Origin of the sequence: Streptomonospora nanhaiensis, assembly GCF_026642255.1 — a bacterium.
Classification (GTDB): Bacteria; Actinomycetota; Actinomycetes; order Streptosporangiales; family Streptosporangiaceae; genus Nocardiopsis; species Nocardiopsis tropica.
Genome location: NZ_CP113264.1, coordinates 897,410 through 913,682, shown reverse-complemented (window position 1 = coordinate 913,682; position 16,273 = coordinate 897,410). Strand labels below are relative to the sequence as shown.

Here is a 16,273-nt window from a genome sequence, read left to right as displayed (position 1 = left end):
CCCCGGGCGTACCGGGGGCCGCAGAGGGCGCCGCTACCCGGACGCCGGGGCCCCGGCCCTGCCCGCGCTCCCCTCCGCTCCGCCGCCTCCGGGGACCGGCTCGGCCTCCGGAGCGCCGCCACCGCCGGGCGCGTCCGGCGCGGGGACCGCGCCGCGGGCCTTGTCCCTGCGGTGGTTGACGACCTGGAGGGCGATGAGCACGACGCCCAGGACGGAGCCCGCGAGAACGAACCAGTCGGGGTCGACGGACACCGACAGGACCGCGCCGGTCAGGGCGCTCCACTCGGGGGCGATCATGACGAGGGTCGCCGCCAGCGTGAGGGCGAGGCGTTCGCCGAGCAGGGTGCGCCGCAGGAAGTGCCCCTCCAGCGCCATCGCCGCGACCGCCAGGGCGATACAGCCGCTGAGCACGGCGACCACCAGGTTCGAGACCGGCCCCTCGACGGCCATGAGGGCCGAGTAGGCCATCAGGACGGGGATGAGGTACAGCCCCTTGGCGAACTTCCACGCGGACAGGCCCGAGCGCATCGGACTGGCGTTGGCGATGCCCGCCGCCGCGAACGCGGCGAAGGCCACCGGCGGCGTGACGTTGGAGTCCTGGCTGTACCAGTACACGATCATGTGGGCGACGATCACGGCCAGGCCCAGCTCCTCCAGCGCCGGGACCGCCAGCACCGCCAGGACCACGTAGGACGCGGTGACCGGCAGGCCGATGCCCATGACCAGGGAGGCCAGCGCCACCATCAGCAGGGTGAGCAGCAGGCTGCCCGCGAAGGCGGTCACCAGGACGTCGGAGAAGACCAGGCCGAGACCGGTCAGGCCGACCATGCCCACGATGATGCCCGCCACCGCACAGGCGACGGAGACGGACAGCGTGCTGTTCGCGGCGAGGACGAACACCTCCAGGAAGTCCCTGGGGGACAGGCGGCTCCCGGCGCGGAGCATCGCCACGACCAGGAGTGCCCCGCAGGCGTACAGGCCCGCCCGGGTCGGCGGCACGTACTGGAGCAGCAGGACGACGAGCAGGACCAGCGGGGCGAGGAAGTGCCAGCCCGCCTTCATCACCGTGCCCAGGGAGGGCAGGTCGGAGTCCTTCGCGAGGCCGATGCCGTACTTGCGCGCCAGGATGTCCACGAAGAGGAACATGACGCCGAAGTACATCAGGGCCGGGATGATCGCCACCTTGACGATGTCCGCGTAGGGGATGCCGGTGCGCTCGGCCATGATGAACGCGCCCGCGCCCATGATGGGGGGCAGGATCTGCCCGCCCGTGGAGGCCGCGGCCTCGACACCGGCCGCGTCGTGCTTCCTGTACCCGACCTTCTTCATCAGCGGGATCGTGAACGGCCCGGTGCTGACGACGTTGGCGATGGCGCTGCCGGAGACGGAGCCCATGAGGGCGCTGCCCAGGACCGCCCCCTTGGCGGGGCCGCCGACCATGCGCCCCGTGAGCACGTACGCCAGCCCGACGAAGAAGCTGCCGCCGCCCGTCTTGGACAGCAGCGCCCCGAACAGGATGAACACGAAGACGAAGGTGACGACCACTCCGAGGGTCATGCCGTAGATGCCGTCGCCGAGGTAGCTGTGCGTGGCGATGCGCTGGATGGTCGCGCCGGAGTGGCCGAACTGTCCGGGGACGAGCGGCCCGATCCAGGCGTAGAACACGAACACGGCGACCATCACGACCATGACCATGCCGACCGTCCGCCGGGTCGCCTCCAGCAGGAGGAGCATCGCGGCCAGGCCCATGATCCAGTCGGTGTCGGTGTAGGCGCCGGCGCGGGAGGCCAGCTCGGCCTGGAACACCATGGGGTAGAAGCTGACCGCCACGGTGCCCGCGATCAGCGCGAGGTCGAGCACCAGGGCCGGGACGGAACGCCCGGCGCTCCCCTTCAGGGGCGGCTTGACCAGGAACACCAGCACCATGATGAACATCAGGTGGATGAGGCGCTGCTGGCGCGCGTCGAAGCCGGCGCGCAGGGCGATGTAGAGCTGGAAGAGGGTGAGCGCGGCGGCCAGGACCAGGACGACGGCGCCGACGGCGGCGGCGAGGGGGGTCTCTCCCCAGCGGGCCGCGGCGATCCGCCGCCAGGCGGGCCCGGCCTCCCCGTCCTCGCCCTCGACGTCGGGCAGCGCGTCGGCGGAGGTGCCGGTCCTGCGCCTGCCCCTCCCGGGCCGCGGCCCTGTCCCGTCCCCGGCCGGGAGGTCGGCGGGGGCCCCGGCCCGGCTCTCCGGGAACGGTCCGGCCTGCGCGTCGGCGGGGCCGGCGGTCGGGGTGTCGTCCCGTTCCGGCGGGGGTGTCTCGGCCATGCTTCTTCCTCGGTGCTCTCTGGGCTGGTGCGTGCGGGTCGCGGGCGGCGGAGCGCGGTGTCAGCACTCCGGCTCGGGGACGGTGGCGAGGGGCAGGAGCAGCGTGGGCAGCAGCACCGGTTCGACGCGCACGGGGTGCGCGGCGAGGCACGGCGACAGGCGCACCTCGGCCCCCGGGGCGCGGATCCGGTGGTCGACGGCGGGGGCGCCGACCCGGATGGTCAGCTCCGTGCCGATGTCGCGCTCCATGCCCTCCACGACCCACCACTCGCCGTCGGCGCGGCCGGTCCCCTCTCCGGGGATGTGGCCCATGCCCGCGCCGAACTGGCGGACGCGGGTGGAGTCCACGACCAGGCGTCCGTCCCGGACGAGGAGGTTCTCCTCGATCGGCAGGCCGTCGATGGAGTGGACGTAGGAGACCGTGAAGGGCTCGCCCCCGGCGAGGCGGAGGTGGCCCATGGTGTCGCCGCCGTCGCTGAGCCTGAGCGCGGGCCACACGGGCAGCAGGAGGGCGGTCAGGACCGCGCCCGCGCCCAGCAGGGCGGCGGTCCGCGGCCACCGGGGCCTCCCGGCGTCCGCGGGCCGCCCCGCGTGCGGCGGGGAAGCGGTCTCCATCGCGGCGCGCCCCTACGGGAGCAGGTCCCCGGGGATCTCGACGCCCTGCTCCTCGTAGAAGCGGACCGCGCCGGGGTGCACCGGGACCGGGCTGTTGACGATGGTCTCGGGGACCAGGTACTCCTCGCCGGGGGCGTACACGTTGAGGACCTGGTCGATGTTCTCGAACATGGCCGAGGTGATGTCGTAGGCCTGCTGCTCGTTGAACTCGCCGGACACGACCAGGGCGTTCCACACCGCGATGGTCTCGACGTCCTCGTCCACGCCCGGGTAGGTGCCGCCCGCGATGACGTGCTCGGTGTAGCCGCCGTAGCCGTTGACGACGGCGGAGCGCTCGTCGTCGCAGAGCGGGATGATGGAGATGTCGTCGGTGGTGCCGAGCTCGGTGATCCCGGCGTGGCCCTCGCCGACCACCCACGAGCCCGCGTCGAGCTGGTTGTTCTGGAGCGCGCTGGCGGTCTCGGCGTAGCCGAGCTGGTCGATCTCGATCTCGGTGAGGGCGATCTCCAGCGACTCGAAGACCTGGTTGGTGGTGGCCTCGTTGCCGCTGCCGACGTCGCCGACGGAGTAGCGGTTGCCGGCCACGTCCCCGAAGCACTCGAAGCCCCTGGCCTGCGCGATGGAGTCCAGGGTCACCGCGTGGAAGACGTTGGGGTAGAGGACTGCCAGCGAGTAGGTCTGGACGGGGTCGCCCTCGAAGTCCGCGCTGCCCTGGGCCGCCTGGTCGGCCGCGTCGCCCTGGACGATGCCGATGTGGCCCTCGCCGGAGCCGAGCAGGCGGATGTTCTCCACCGACGCGCCCGTGGCCTCGACCGAGCCGGTCTGGCCCTCGACGTGGTCGCCGATGATGGTGCTCAGGGCGCCGCCGATCGGGTAGTAGACGCCCGCGGTGCCGCCGGTGACGATGCTGAGGCGCTCCTGGACGGGGCCGGCCCCGAGCCCGACATCCTCCCCCTCGGACTCGGCGGGCTGGGCGCAACCGGCCAGCAGCAGGGCACCGGCGGGGATGGCGGCCAGGGACAGCATCGTGCGTCGCATGGTCGGGGGTGTCCTCTCGGGGGAAGGCGGGGGCGGTGGCGGAGCGGCTCCGGGCGGAGGCGGATCCGCTCCGAACAGGGCCGATGTGGCGCAGGCCACTCCGCTGTCCTGAAACGTAGCCGTCACGCGCACGCAACCCGTAGCGGGGCGGGAGGGATTTGAGCCTCTCCTGAGGTTTCACGGTCCTTGCTAGTGTTCGGCCCATGGCGCGATCCCCCTTCCAGCGGCTGTCGACGGCCGCGGGGCTCCTCCTCACGGCCGTGGTCGCGGCGCCCCTCCTCACCTGGTCGCAGACGTGGGTGTCCGACCCGCTGCGCCTGTCCGTCGGCACGGGCGGCGAGGGGGGCGTCTACCACGCCTACGGTTCCGGGCTCGCCCGGATCGCGACCGCCCGTCCGGACACCGAGATCACCGCGCTCACCACCGCCGCGAGCGTGGAGAACAACCGGCGGGTGGCCTCCGGCTCCCTGGACGCCGCCTTCACGCTGGCCGACGTCGCCGCGCTGGCGGTCGCGGGGGATCCGCCCTTCGGGGAACCCCTGCCCATCACGGCGATCGCCCGCCTCTACGACAACCACACGCACCTGGTGGTGCGCGCGGACTCCCCCTACGAAGAGGTCGCCGACCTGGCCGGGGCCACCGTGTCCGTGGGCGCCCGGGGCTCGGGCACCGAGATGATGGCCGACCGGCTCCTGGACCTGGCCGGGCTCCGCCCGGAGCCGGCCGGCTCCACAGGCCCCCACCGGGAGGGCGGGACGGTCCGGCTCCGGCTGGGCATCGGGGCCTCGGCGCGGGCCCTGGAGAACGGGGAGGTCGACGCGTTCTTCTGGTCCGGCGGCCTGCCCACCCAGGCGGTCGCCGACCTGGCGGAGCGCACCCCGGTCCGGCTGCTCGACCTGGCCGGGCACGTTCCCGCCCTGGTCGCCGGGTACGGCGAGTACTTCTCCGAGCGGCCGGTGCCCGCGGGCACCTACCCGGGCGTGCCCTCGGTGCGCACCGTCGGGGTCCCGAGCCTGCTGGTCGCCGACGCGTCCATGCCCGACGACTCGGCGGAGGACCTGACCCGCCTGCTGTTCGAGTGGCGGGACCAGCTGGCCCGGATCCACCCGGTCGCGCTGCACCTGGACACCCGGTCGGCGATCGCGACCCTGCCGATCCCCCTGCACCCCGGTGCGGCCGCGTACTACCGCGAGGTCAAATACGCCTACGACGGACCGGTGGGCGGCGGGACGGCGGACGCGCTCAGGCCGGCAGGCGTATCCTCGCGTCGATCCCGTGCGGCGAGGCCGGCCGCAGGGACAGGTGCGCCCCCTGGAGTTCCAGCAGCGTGACGACGATGGACAGGCCGAGCCCGGAGCCGCCCACCCCGTCGTGGCCGTCGCGCCAGAACGGCCGGGACGCCTGTTCCAGCCGCGCCTCGGGCAGGCCCGGGCCGTCGTCCACCACGTGCACGTCCACGTGGCCGGGCCCGTCGGGGCCCGCCTCCGCCCGCTCCACCCGCACCGTGACCCGCACACCGCTCCCGCCGAACTTCAGGGCGTTGTCGATGAGCGCGTCCAGCGCCTGGTCCAGGGTCCCCTCCGCGCTGCGGACCCGCACCCCCTCGACCCCCTCGCGGACCAGCACGGCGCCCGCGCGCTCCGCGATCGGCTCCCAGGACGCCAGCCGGTCGTCGACGACCTCCAGGACGTCCTCCCACACCAGGGACTGCTCCGTGTCCTCCGTCCGGGCGAGGGTGAGCAGGCTGTCGCAGATCCGGGAGAGGCGGTCCACCTCGTCCAGCGCCATCCGGTGGTCGCGCGCCCCCTCCGGGGTGAGGTGCCGCGACAGGGAGTCCACCCGCAGCCGCAGAGCCGCCAGGGGGTTGCGCACCTGGTGTCCCGCGTAGGACACGAAGGTGCGCTGGCTCTCCAGCATGGAGGTGATGGTGTCCGCCATCCGGTTGAACGACTCCCCCAGGCGGCGCAGCTCCTCGGGCCCCTCCTCCGCCCGCACCCTGGTGTCCAGGCTCCCCCCGCTCACGGCGCGGGTCGCCTCCTCCAGGTCGTCGATGGGGCGCAGCACCCAGCGCGTGAGGGGGCCCGCCGCGGCGAACCCGGCGGCCATCAGGACGGCGACCGCCGCCCAGGCCACGCACCACTGCACGAGGGTCGAGCGGCGCAGGGAGCCGGTGGGCGAGGCGGTGACCGCCGCGCCGACGACCTCGCCCGAGCGGCCGACGGGCTCGGCCACGACCAGCGGTCCCCGTTGCCAGGGGTAGACCACCCTGTCGGCGCCCATGCGGTTGCCGGCCAGCGCGGTCCGCACCGCCTCGGGCAGCTCGTCGCCGTGCTGCCCCCACCGCCCGGGTTCCAGGTCCGACAGGTCGGCGACCTCGCGGGAGGAGGCGACGACGGCGCCGTCCCGGTCGACGACGACGGCGGTGATGCCGTACAGCCGGTCGTAGGCCGCCAGTTCGCCCGTCAGGCCCGACGCCGCCCCCGTGAGCACACCCGGTTCGGCGAGGCCGGCGAAGCGGGCGGTGTCGTTGATCCGGTCCAGGAGCATGTCGGAGGTGCCCCGGGCGGCGATGCTCCCGCACAGGGGCAGGGCCAGCCCGAGGCAGGCGGCGACCAGGAGGGTCGCGTACACGGTCAGCACACGTCGGCGCATGGCGGCGCCCCGGTCGGGGCCGGGCCCCGGTCAGGCCCGCCGGGCCGGGGCGGCGGCCGCGGCGGCCCGCTCGGCCGGGTCGGGCCCGCGGGCGGGCTCGTGGCGGGAGGCGGGGACGCCGTGCCCGCCCTCCGCCAGCCGGTAGCCGACGCCGCGCACGGTCTCGATGAGCCCGGGTACGCCCAGCTTGGCGCGCAGGGTGCCGATGTGCACCTCCAGCGTGCGCAGCGTCCCCGGCCAGGTGGTCCGCCACACCCTCAGGATCAGGCGTTCGCGGGGCACGACCGCGCCCGCCTCCGCCGCCAGGGCGAGGAGGAGGTCGAACTCCTTCCGGGTGAGGTCCACCCGCTCGCCGTCGCGGACGACGGCGCGCGTCGCGCGGTCGACCCGCAGGGGGCCGATCGCCAGGGGACCCCCGTCCCGCCTGCGGGTGCGGCGCAGCACCGCCTCCATCCGCGCGCAGAGCTCGTCGACGGCGAGCGGCTTGACCACGTAGTCGTCGGCCCCCGAGCGCAGGCCGCGGACGCGTTCGCGCTGCCTCCCGCGCGCGGTGACCATGATGACCGCGGTGTCGCCGACGTCGTGGCGCTCGCGCAGGAGGCCGCACAGCTCGATGCCGTCCATGTCGGGCAGGCCGAGGTCGAGCAGGACCAGGTCGGCGGGGGCCGCCGCCAGCGCGCCCTCGGCCGTCCGGACCTGGTCGACCGTGTAGCCGTTGGCCTCCAGTGCGCCGGTGAGGGCGTCGGCGAGCCGGACGTCGTCCTCGACGAGGAGCACCTTGATCATGGGTTCGCGTCCTTCGGGGGGAGGGCAGGGGTCGCTACCGCACCCTAGCGGGACGGTGTGCCGCAGGCCACACGCGCGGGCCCGCCGTCCGGGGACGGCGGGCCCGCGGGGCCCCGGCGGGCGGGGGAGCCCCCGCCCGCCCACCGGTCAGTTCCGGGTGACGCGCGCCTCCGGGACGATCTCGGGCGCCCCGTGCTGGATGGCGTCGGCCTCCTGGTCGGTGTCCTGCTCCTGCGCGGCGCGCTCCGCCTCGATCCCCTTGCGGTAGTACTCCACCTCGCGCTGGATCTGCTCCTTGCTCCAGTCCAGCGGCCCGGCGAGGAGTTCGGCGGCCTCCTCGGCGGCGGCGATCCCCCGGTCCCAGGTCTCGAAGGAGATCCGGGTCCGCCGGGAGAGGACGTCCTCCAGGTGGCGCGCCCCCTCCGCCTCCGCGGCGTAGACGATCTCCGCGCGCAGGTAGTCGTCGGCCGCCGCGAGCGGGCGTCCCAGGTCGGGGCGCTCCCTGACGAGGTCGAGCAGGTCGTGCACGCCGGAGCCGTGGCGGCGGAGCAGGTGGGTGATCCGGGAGACGTGCAGGCCCGAGTCGCGGGCGAGCCGGTACCGCTGGTTGTAGAGCGCGGCGTAGCCGTCCGCGCCCACCAGCGGCAGCCGGTCGGTGACCGACTGCGGGACGCTGCTGCCCAGGCCGTGGGCGACCGCGTCCACCGCGTCCTTGGCCATCACCCGGTAGGTGGTGTACTTGCCCCCGGCGATGAGGACCAGGCCCGGCACCGGGTGGGCGACCGTGTGCTCCCGGGAGAGCTTGGACGTCTCCTCGGACTCGCCCGTCAGCAGGGGCCGCAGCCCCGCGTACACGCCCTCGACGTCGTCCCTGCCCAGGGGCGTGCGCAGGACCTGGTTGACGTGGTCCAGCACGTAGTCGATGTCGGCGCGGCTCGCCGCCGGGTTCTCCTTGTCCAGGTCCCAGGCGGTGTCGGTGGTGCCGATGATCCAGTGGCGGCCCCACGGGATGACGAACAGGACGCTCTTCTCCGTGCGCAGGATCATGCCGGAGGAGGCCTGGATGCGGTCGCGCGGGACGACCAGGTGGATGCCCTTGGAGGCGCTGACGTGGATCTGTCCGCGACCTCCGACCATCTCCTGGATGTCGTCGGTCCACACCCCCGCGGCGTTGACCACCTGGCGGGCGCGGATGCGCAGCTCGTCGCCGGTCTCCAGGTCGGCGACGTTGGCGCCGACGACGTGTTCGCCCTCGCGCAGGAACCCGACCGCCTGGACCCGGGACGCGATCCTGGCCCCCAGCCCGGCGGCGGTGCGCAGCACACTGGTGACGAGCCGGGCGTCGTCCACCTGGCAGTCCCAGTACTGGATCGCCCCCGCCAGGGCGCTGCGCTTGAGGGCCGGGAAGACCTTCAGCGCGCCGTTCCGGCTCAGGTGCCGGTGCGAGGGGAGCCCCCGGTTGTTGCGGGAGGACATCGCCAGGGCGTCGTACAGCGTGACTCCCGCGCCGATGTAGGCGCGCTCCCACTGCCGCGCGAACGGGAACAGGAAGGGCACCGGGCGGACCAGGTGCGGCGCGATGGTGGTGAGGAGCAGACCCCGTTCGTGCAGCGCCTCGCGCACGAGCTCGAAGTCGAACTGCTCCAGGTAGCGCAGTCCGCCGTGGATGAGTTTACTGGATCTGCTGGAGGTGCCCGAGGCGAAGTCGCGTGCCTCGACGAGTCCCGTGGACAGCCCGCGCGAGACCGCGTCCAGGGCGATACCGGCCCCGACGATGCCTCCCCCGACCACGAGGACGTCGAGTTCCTCGTCCTTCATCGACGCGAGCGCCTCGGCGCGCCCCTTCGGTCCCAGCCAGGTGGTAGCCATCCGTGGTCCTCCGTCTCGATGGTGTTCCTCCCAGGCGCATACCCACCCGGGGCCCGTGTCCATCGGGGCGATCAGAGGTGCCCAGGCTAGCCGCCCGACGGCGGACGCGCCGTGCGCCCGCCGTCGGACCGGCGTGTCTTCGACCGGCCCGCCCCACCGGCGACACGGTCCGCCCAGGTCAGGCAGCCGGAGTCCTGCGCAGCGCCAGGGCGAGAAAAGCCGCGGCCAGGGTCGCCAGCCCTCCGGCGACCGCGGCGGCGCCGAGCCCGGAGGAGGCGGGACCCGCGGCGGCGTCGGCGACGGCGACCAGCGACGCCAGCCCCACCGCCGCGCCGATCTGCTGGGTGGTGGACACCATCGCCGAGGCGACGCCCTGCTCGTCGTCGGAGACTCCCGCCCCGGCCGCCGCGAACAGCACGGGGTAGGTGGTCCCGGCCGTCACGCCGAGCATGACGACGGCGGGCAGCATGGCCCAGTAGGAGTCGGCGGCGACGGCCACGGCGAAGAGGACGGCGGTGAGGCCCGAACCCGCCACACCGGCGAACAGCGCGCTGCGCACGCCCCACCGGGCGAGCAGCGGGGGCAGGAGCAGGGCCGAGCCGAGCATGGCGGCCAGGCCCTGCGGCAGGAAGCCGAGACCGGCCGCGAGCGGGCTGAGGCCGAGGGTGACCTGGACGTGGGTGGTGTACACGTAGTGCAGCGTGTTCACCGAGCCCATGAGCACGAAGACCAGGGCCATGGTGACCAGCAGCGACCGGTTGGTGAGCAGCCGGACCGGCAGCAGCGGGTCCGCGGCACGGCGCTCGAACAGGAGCAGGCCGACCAGGGTCAGCGCGCCGAGGAGGAGGGCGCCGGCGCTCTGCCAGGAGGCCCATCCGACGCTCTGCCCCAGGGAGATCCCGAGGACCAGCAGGAGGGACCCGGCGGTGACCATCGCCGCGCCGGGGAGGTCGAAGCTCGCCCGTCCGGGGCGGCGCACGTCGGCAGGCAGCACGACGGGAGCCGCGAGCACGACGGCGAGGGTGGCGGGGACCAGGGCCCAGAACACCGCGGGCCAACCGAACGCGCTGGTGAGGATGCCGCCGACGGCGCCGCCCGCCAGCGCGCCGAAGGCTCCGGCGGTCCCCCACACCGCCATGGCGCGGATACGGGCGGGCCCCGCGGGGAAGGCCGCGGTGAGCACGGCGAGCGTGGCGGGGAACAGCGCGGCGGCGCCGAGTCCCTGGAGCGCGCGGGAGGCGACGAGGACGGCGGGGTCCTGGGCGAGGGCCCCGGCGACGGAGGCCGCACCCATGAGGGCGGCGCCGGACACGAGCATGCGGCGGGCTCCGAGCCGGTCGGCGGCACGGCCGCCGAGGAGCAGGAAGCCGCCGTAGCCGAGGGAGAAGGCGGTGACCACCCACTGGAGCGAGGCCGCGGAGAAGCCGAGGGCGTCGCCGATCTGCGGCAGCGCGATGTAGACGATGTTGAAGTCGACCGAGATGGTGAAGTGGGCCAGGGCGAGGACGGCAAGCGCGAGGACGGCCCTGCGGGACCGACCGGGGGCCTCCGGCCCGGACCGCGGTGAGGGTCCGGGGTCGGCACCGGTGGGGGCTGCGGATTCGGTGGGGTTCATGGGACCCGGCTCTCTGGGAGGGATTTACTTCAGCGCTAAATTGTTCAGCACGAGACTAAACCAGAATGCTTCAGTACGCAACATTCCAGACTGGTAGCATTTGCTCATGAGCGAACACTGCGGGATCAGCGCGTCCGAGGAGCGGACCTGGGACGCCGCCACACTGGCCTTCCGGCTGCTGGACCAGCGCGTGGAGCGCGACGTCCAGCAGGAGGTCGACCTCCCCCTGACCTACTACGAGCTGCTCGTCCTGCTCTCGAGGAACGAGCACGGGTCACTGCGGATGAGCGATCTGGCCGAGTTGACCCACACCAGGGCCAGCCGGATCTCGCACGCGGTGCGGAAGCTGGCCGAGGCGGGCCTCGTGGACCGCGTGCACTGCGAGGAGGACCGCCGCAGCTGGTTCGCCGTCCTCACCGACAAGGCCCGCGGGGTCCTGCGGGACGCCGGCGCGAGGCATGTGGTCAGCATGCGGGAGAACCTGTTCGACGTGCTCAGCGCCGAGCAGCGCGACCAGCTGCTCGACATCAGCCGGACGCTGCTCGCGCGGCTCGCCCCCGAGAGCGCGCTCGCCCGGGAGGGCGTCCCCACCCGGGAGGAGAGCGACGCGCTCGCGCGGGAGGGCGCGGGCAGGGCCGGGACCGGCGGCGGGGCGGGGCACGGCGGGGCGTCCGGGACCGGCACTGCAGGCGGGGCCGCGGGGCCCGGCACACCGGAGGGGGCCGGGGCGCGCGGGTGAGTGCGGGCACGGCTGCGCGGAGCGGGTCCGGGGACCCCCCGATTCCAGGGAACCACGCGGAACCGCGCCGCGGGAGGCCCCCGCCGGGGCCTGTGGACGGAACCGCTCAGGCGGACGCGTCGGCGTAGGCGTGCGCGTAGGCGAGGACGTCGTTGACGTACTCCCTGGACCGGTTGTACTCCAGGATCGCGGCCTCCCAGTCGGCCGCGTCGGTCAGGTCGCGGCCCTCCGCGCACAGGTACCGGGCGGCGGCCAGCGCCGCGTCGTCGATGTTGTGCGGGTCGGGGTCGCCGCCCTCCAGCGAGGCGCCCCAGCGCCCCCACGTCGTCGGGATGAACTGCATCGGGCCGATCGCCCGGTCCCACTCGGTGTCGCCGTCGTACCGGCCGCCGTCGGTGTCGGGGATCGCGCGGGTGTTGTTGGTGCCGTCGAGCGGGATGCCGATGATGTCCACGGTCGTGGTGCCGTCCGGTCCGAGCTCGCCCCCGGCGTAGGTGCCGTGGATCGACTCCACCATGCCGATCCCGGCCAGGGTGGGCCAGGACAGCTGGCAGGACGGCTGGTCCTCGGCCATCACCAGCTGCGCGCTCGCGTACCCCTCCAGGGCCCGGCTCGGGATGGTCGTCGCCTCGGCCACCCGCTCCACCCAGGCGCCCTCGGCGCGCGGGGCGGTCGGCTCCGGCGTGTGCCGCTCGTCGGCGCCCGGCTCCCCGGAGGCATCCGGATCCGCCGCGGCCGCCGTCAGCTCGGAGCGGTCCGGCGGCCCCGTGAGCTGGTCGTGCGGCGGCGTCTCGATGGTGCCGGCCTGGGGTTCGGCGGTCTGCCCGGCGGGCGGGGACCACTCGTTGAGGGCGTCGGAAACCCGTCCCACCAGGTAGAACACGCCCCCTGTCACCAACAGGCACAGTGAGAGCGTCACACAGACGACGATCACCGGACCACGACTTCGACGCCTCCCGGTACCGGTGGCCCGTCGCCTGCCCATCTGGCTCCCCGCTCGTCAAGAAAAGGTCAACTGCACATCACGCGTCACCAAAGTACGCGACCAGGGACAGTCGGTGCTCATCGATCCCACCCCCGCCCTTGTTCGCCCAGTTCAGGGACGTGGGACCGGCCCCCGGGCGGCGCCGGCCCGGCCACCGGGCCGCCCGCGGGGCCGTGCGGCGGGCCTGTCCGGCCCCGGGTCCCGGGCCTGTCCGGACGCGCGGCCGCGGGGGGCCGCGACGCGAGGGGGCCGTGCCGGACGGCACGGCCCCCTCGACCCGCTCGGGACGCGTACGCCTAGCGGTGCGGGTTGACGACGACCTCGACCCGCTGGAACTCCTTGAGGTCCGTGTAGCCGGAGGTGGCCATCGTGCGGCGCAGGGCGCCCATGAGGTTCATGGAACCGTCGCTGGTGTCGGCCGGGCCGTGCAGGATCGACTTGAGGTCGCCGATGGTGCCCACCCTGACCCGCTCGCCGCGCGGCAGCTCCTCGTGGTGGGCCTCGCTGCCCCAGTGGTAGCCGCCGCCGGGGGCCTCCGTGGCCCGCGCCAGCGGCGAACCCACCATGACGGCGTCGGCGCCGCAGGCCAGGGCCTTGGCGATGTCACCGCTGCCGGTCATGCCGCCGTCCGCGATGACGTGCACGTAGCGGCCCCCGGACTCGTCCAGGTAGTCGCGGCGCGCGGCGGCCACGTCGCCGATGGCGCTCGCCATCGGCACGGCCACGCCGAGCACGGACCGCGTGGTGTGCCCGGAACCGCCGCCGAAGCCCACCAGCACGCCGGCCGCGCCGGTCCGCATCAGGTGCAGGGCCGCGGTGTAGGTGGCACAGCCGCCCACCACGACCGGGACGTCCAGGTCGTAGATGAACTGCTTGAGGTTGAGCGGCTCGGCGCGTCCGGACACGTGCTCGGCGGACACCGTGGTGCCGCGGATCACGAAGATGTCCACGCCGGCGTCGACGACGGCCTTGTGGTACTGGGCGGTGCGCTGCGGCGACAGCCGTGCCGCGGTGACCAGGCCGGCGTCGCGGATCTCCTCGATCCGGCGGCCGATCAGCTCCTCCTGGATGGGAGCGGCGTAGATCTCCTGGAGCCGCCTGGTGGCCGCGACGTCGTCGAGCTCGCGGATCTCCTGGAGCAGCGGTTCCGGGTCCTCGTAGCGGGTCCAGAGGCCCTCCAGGTCGAGCACGCCCAGACCGCCCTGCTCCCCGACGGCCACGACCGTCTTGGGGGAGGCGACGCTGTCCATGGGGCTGACCACCAGCGGCGTCTCGAACCGGTAGGCGTCGATCTGCCAGGCGATCGACACCTCCTCCGGGTCCCTCGTGCGTCGGGCAGGCACGATCCCGATCTCGTCGAGCTCATAGGCCCGGCGCCCGTTCTTGCCCAGCCCGATCTCCACCTGCGCCAACGTTTCGATCCCCTCTGACGTGCGGCACCGGCTCGTCTACCGGCGTCTTTCCTGCCGCCGAGAGTCTATCCGCCCAAAAGTTGGACCGGGTTTGCCCCGCTCCGCCTGGACTCGCGCAGCGCGGCCGACCGGGTCGCCGCCCCACCGGCCGGGCAGGCCCCGGCGGTCGCACCCGTCCCCGTGGGCGACCGGGTCCCCGACGGTCACGGGTTCCTCGGACATCCGGGCGTCGGAGCCGCCGCGGGGCCGCCGGGGGCGGGGAGCGGAAGGGGGGAGAAGGGGAAGGGCCGCCCGGGAGGGGTCTCCCGGACGGCCCGCACCGCCGACGCGCCGGCGGACCGGCGCGCGGGACGGGTCAGCGCGCGTTGTAGTTGGGCGCCTCGACGGTCATCTTGATGTCGTGCGGGTGGCTCTCCCGCAGTCCGGCGCTGGTGATCCGCATCAGCTGGCCGCGCTCGCGGAGCTCGGGCACGGTACGGGTCCCCGCGTACCACATGGACTGGTGGAGGCCCCCGACCAGCTGGTGGGCGACCGCCTGGAGCGGGCCGCGGAAGGGCACCTGGCCCTCGATGCCCTCGGGGACCAGCTTGTCCTCGGAGGCGACGTCGGCCTGGGCGTAGCGGTCCTTGGAGAAGGAGCGGCCCCGCATGGCGCCGAGCGAGCCCATGCCCCGGTAGGCCTTGAACTGCTTGCCGTTGATGAAGATCAGCTCTCCCGGGCTCTCCTCGACACCCGCGAGCAGGCTGCCGAGCATGACCGTGCTGGCGCCCGCGGCGATGGCCTTGGCGATCTCGCCGGAGTACTGGAGCCCGCCGTCCGCGATGAGCGGGACGCCCGCCGGACCACAGGCCCTGGAGGCCTCCAGGATGGCGGTGAGCTGCGGCGCGCCGACGCCGGCGACGACGCGGGTGGTGCAGATGGAGCCCGGGCCCACGCCGACCTTGACGGCGTCGGCCCCGGCGTCGACGAGCAGCTGGGCGCCGGCCCGCGTGGCCACGTTGCCCGCGACGATGTCGGCGCGGGAGTTGGCCTTGAGCTTGGCGATCATGTCGGCGAGCCCGGCGGAGTGGCCGTGCGCGGTGTCCACGACGACGAAGTCGACCCCGGCCTCGACGAGCAGCTTGGCCCGCTCCTCGGCCTCGGGTCCGACGCCGACGGCGCCGCCGACGACCAGGCGCCCGTCGGCGTCCTTGGTGGCGTCGGGGAACTGCTCGCTCTTGATGAAGTCCTTGACGGTGATCAGGCCGCGCAGGCGGTTCTGCGCGTCGACCAGGGGCAGCTTCTCGACCTTGTGCCTGCGGAGCAGCTCGAAGGCCTGCTCGCGGCTCACGCCGACGGGGGCGGTGACCAGGTTCTCGGTGGTCATGACGTCGCGGACCAGCCGGGCGCGGTCGCTCTCGAAGCGCATGTCCCTGTTGGTGACGATGCCGACGAGGGAGCCGCCGGCGTCGGTGACGGGGACGCCGGAGATCCGGTAGTGGGCGCACAGGCGCTCGACCTCGGCGAGGTCGTCCTCCGGCTTGCAGGTGACGGGGTCGGTGACCATCCCGGCCTCGGAGCGCTTGACCAGGTCGATCTGGCTGGCCTGGTCCTCGGCGGAGAGGTTGCGGTGCAGGACGCCGGCGCCGCCCTGGCGCGCCATGGCCACGGCCATCCGGGCCTCGGTGACGGTGTCCATCGCCGCGGACAGCAGGGGGATGCTCAGGGTGATGTTGCGGGACAGGCGGGTGGTGGTGTCCACCTCGCCCGGCTGGAGGTCGGAGTAGGCCGGTACGAGGAGCACGTCGTCGTAGGTCAACCCCGGCGGCAGCAGTTTGTCCCCGTAGTCGCTGTACTCCTGGCCCATGACACAACCTCCGCTATCCCGGCACACCTGCGCGGTTCGCCCCCGCGTGTCGTCTCATCCTAGGTCGTCGCCCTGTGCGGCCCCGGTGGAATGAGGTGTTTGACCCGTCACCCCGACCCGAAAGTGAGCGGTATCACGGTTTGGGGGCCGTGCTCGGACGGACCTGCCCGCCCCTGCCTCCGGACAACACCGGTCGGCGCCCCGGGCTTCCCTCGGGAGGGTCGGAGGGGCCGTGCGCCACGGGACCGGAGCGTCCACGGGCGGCCGGTCGCCGGAGGGGCCGGGGGTCACGGGCGGCCACCCGGCGGAGGGCGGGGCCGGCGCGCGGTGCGACGCGCTCAGTGCCAGCCGGAACTGCGGCGTCCGGCCTGGCCGGGGTAGCGGCAGCGGCCGTGGACCCGCGGGC

General features: G+C 74.0%; 12 protein-coding genes. 2 read left to right on the top strand and 10 right to left on the bottom strand.

Features of this window, described 5'->3' with window-relative positions; translation table 11 throughout:
* Positions 1 to 33: 33 nt before the first annotated feature.
* The 3 genes from OUQ99_RS04155 to OUQ99_RS04145 are packed head-to-tail and all read right to left on the bottom strand — an operon-like array spanning position 34 to position 3,963.
* Positions 34 to 2,310: a TRAP transporter permease gene (locus tag OUQ99_RS04155; protein WP_267948099.1), complete on the bottom strand. Its 2,277-nt coding sequence runs from the start codon at positions 2,308 to 2,310 to the stop codon at positions 34 to 36.
* Between the two features lie 60 nt (positions 2,311 to 2,370).
* Positions 2,371 to 2,925 (bottom strand): DUF1850 domain-containing protein, encoded by a 555-nt coding sequence (locus OUQ99_RS04150; protein ID WP_267948098.1) that lies wholly within the window; start codon positions 2,923 to 2,925, stop codon positions 2,371 to 2,373.
* Positions 2,926 to 2,937: 12 nt separating this feature from the next.
* Positions 2,938 to 3,963 (bottom strand): TAXI family TRAP transporter solute-binding subunit, encoded by a 1,026-nt coding sequence (locus OUQ99_RS04145; protein ID WP_267948097.1) that lies wholly within the window; start codon positions 3,961 to 3,963, stop codon positions 2,938 to 2,940.
* A 203-nt stretch (positions 3,964 to 4,166) separates the two neighbouring features.
* On the opposite strand from OUQ99_RS04145, the gene OUQ99_RS04140 reads away from it, so the two are divergent.
* Positions 4,167 to 5,294, top strand: a complete 1,128-nt coding sequence (locus OUQ99_RS04140) for a TAXI family TRAP transporter solute-binding subunit (protein ID WP_267948096.1) — start codon at positions 4,167 to 4,169, stop codon at positions 5,292 to 5,294.
* Here the strand turns inward: OUQ99_RS04140 and OUQ99_RS04135 are convergent.
* The 4 genes from OUQ99_RS04135 to OUQ99_RS04120 all read right to left on the bottom strand — a co-directional run bounded on the left by OUQ99_RS04135 (position 5,206) and on the right by OUQ99_RS04120 (position 10,885).
* Positions 5,206 to 6,615, bottom strand: coding sequence for a sensor histidine kinase (locus OUQ99_RS04135; RefSeq protein ID WP_267948095.1), 1,410 nt, complete (start codon positions 6,613 to 6,615; stop codon positions 5,206 to 5,208). The two genes, OUQ99_RS04140 and OUQ99_RS04135, sit on opposite strands and share 89 nt — an antisense overlap.
* Before the next feature lie 30 nt (positions 6,616 to 6,645).
* On the bottom strand, positions 6,646 to 7,401 hold the full coding sequence (locus tag OUQ99_RS04130; RefSeq protein WP_267948094.1) for a response regulator transcription factor: 756 nt from the start codon (positions 7,399 to 7,401) through the stop codon (positions 6,646 to 6,648).
* A 147-nt stretch (positions 7,402 to 7,548) separates the two neighbouring features.
* The gene (locus OUQ99_RS04125) at positions 7,549 to 9,270 is read right to left on the bottom strand and encodes a glycerol-3-phosphate dehydrogenase/oxidase (RefSeq protein ID WP_267948093.1); all 1,722 of its coding nucleotides are present in this window, start codon (positions 9,268 to 9,270) and stop codon (positions 7,549 to 7,551) included.
* 178 nt (positions 9,271 to 9,448) lie between these two features.
* Complete coding sequence (locus tag OUQ99_RS04120) at positions 9,449 to 10,885, bottom strand: MFS transporter (RefSeq protein ID WP_267948092.1); 1,437 nt, start codon at positions 10,883 to 10,885, stop codon at positions 9,449 to 9,451.
* Positions 10,886 to 10,991: 106 nt separating this feature from the next.
* On the opposite strand from OUQ99_RS04120, the gene OUQ99_RS04115 reads away from it, so the two are divergent.
* Positions 10,992 to 11,624, top strand: coding sequence for a MarR family winged helix-turn-helix transcriptional regulator (locus tag OUQ99_RS04115; protein WP_267948091.1), 633 nt, complete (start codon positions 10,992 to 10,994; stop codon positions 11,622 to 11,624).
* Positions 11,625 to 11,730: 106 nt separating this feature from the next.
* Here OUQ99_RS04115 and OUQ99_RS04110 read toward each other — a convergent pair whose 3' ends face one another.
* From OUQ99_RS04110 to guaB, 3 genes are all read right to left on the bottom strand, one after another.
* Positions 11,731 to 12,609 carry a lytic transglycosylase domain-containing protein gene (locus tag OUQ99_RS04110; protein WP_267948090.1) on the bottom strand — a complete coding sequence of 293 codons (879 nt, stop codon included), beginning with the start codon at positions 12,607 to 12,609 and terminating at the stop codon, positions 11,731 to 11,733.
* A gap of 296 nt (positions 12,610 to 12,905) precedes the next feature.
* Entirely contained in the window at positions 12,906 to 14,012 is a 1,107-nt protein-coding gene (locus tag OUQ99_RS04105) for a GuaB3 family IMP dehydrogenase-related protein (protein WP_267950243.1), read from the bottom strand.
* Between the two features lie 364 nt (positions 14,013 to 14,376).
* Positions 14,377 to 15,867 carry an IMP dehydrogenase gene (gene guaB, locus OUQ99_RS04100; protein WP_267948089.1) on the bottom strand — a complete coding sequence of 497 codons (1,491 nt, stop codon included), beginning with the start codon at positions 15,865 to 15,867 and terminating at the stop codon, positions 14,377 to 14,379.
* Positions 15,868 to 16,273 lie beyond the last annotated feature (406 nt).

Bases quoted from the DNA above. Each gene is read 5' to 3' on its own strand.
- OUQ99_RS04125 (WP_267948093.1), bottom strand. From the start codon at position 9,270: ATGGCTACCACCTGGCTGGGACCGAAGGGGCGCGCCGAGGCGCTCGCG.
- OUQ99_RS04120 (WP_267948092.1), bottom strand. From the start codon at position 10,885: ATGAACCCCACCGAATCCGCAGCCCCCACCGGTGCCGACCCCGGACCC.
- guaB (WP_267948089.1), bottom strand. From the start codon at position 15,867: ATGGGCCAGGAGTACAGCGACTACGGGGACAAACTGCTGCCGCCGGGG.
- OUQ99_RS04115 (WP_267948091.1), top strand. From the start codon at position 10,992: ATGAGCGAACACTGCGGGATCAGCGCGTCCGAGGAGCGGACCTGGGAC.
- OUQ99_RS04150 (WP_267948098.1), bottom strand. From the start codon at position 2,925: ATGGAGACCGCTTCCCCGCCGCACGCGGGGCGGCCCGCGGACGCCGGG.
- OUQ99_RS04155 (WP_267948099.1), bottom strand. From the start codon at position 2,310: ATGGCCGAGACACCCCCGCCGGAACGGGACGACACCCCGACCGCCGGC.
- OUQ99_RS04145 (WP_267948097.1), bottom strand. From the start codon at position 3,963: ATGCGACGCACGATGCTGTCCCTGGCCGCCATCCCCGCCGGTGCCCTG.
- OUQ99_RS04135 (WP_267948095.1), bottom strand. From the start codon at position 6,615: ATGCGCCGACGTGTGCTGACCGTGTACGCGACCCTCCTGGTCGCCGCC.
- OUQ99_RS04110 (WP_267948090.1), bottom strand. From the start codon at position 12,609: ATGGGCAGGCGACGGGCCACCGGTACCGGGAGGCGTCGAAGTCGTGGT.
- OUQ99_RS04140 (WP_267948096.1), top strand. From the start codon at position 4,167: ATGGCGCGATCCCCCTTCCAGCGGCTGTCGACGGCCGCGGGGCTCCTC.
- OUQ99_RS04130 (WP_267948094.1), bottom strand. From the start codon at position 7,401: ATGATCAAGGTGCTCCTCGTCGAGGACGACGTCCGGCTCGCCGACGCC.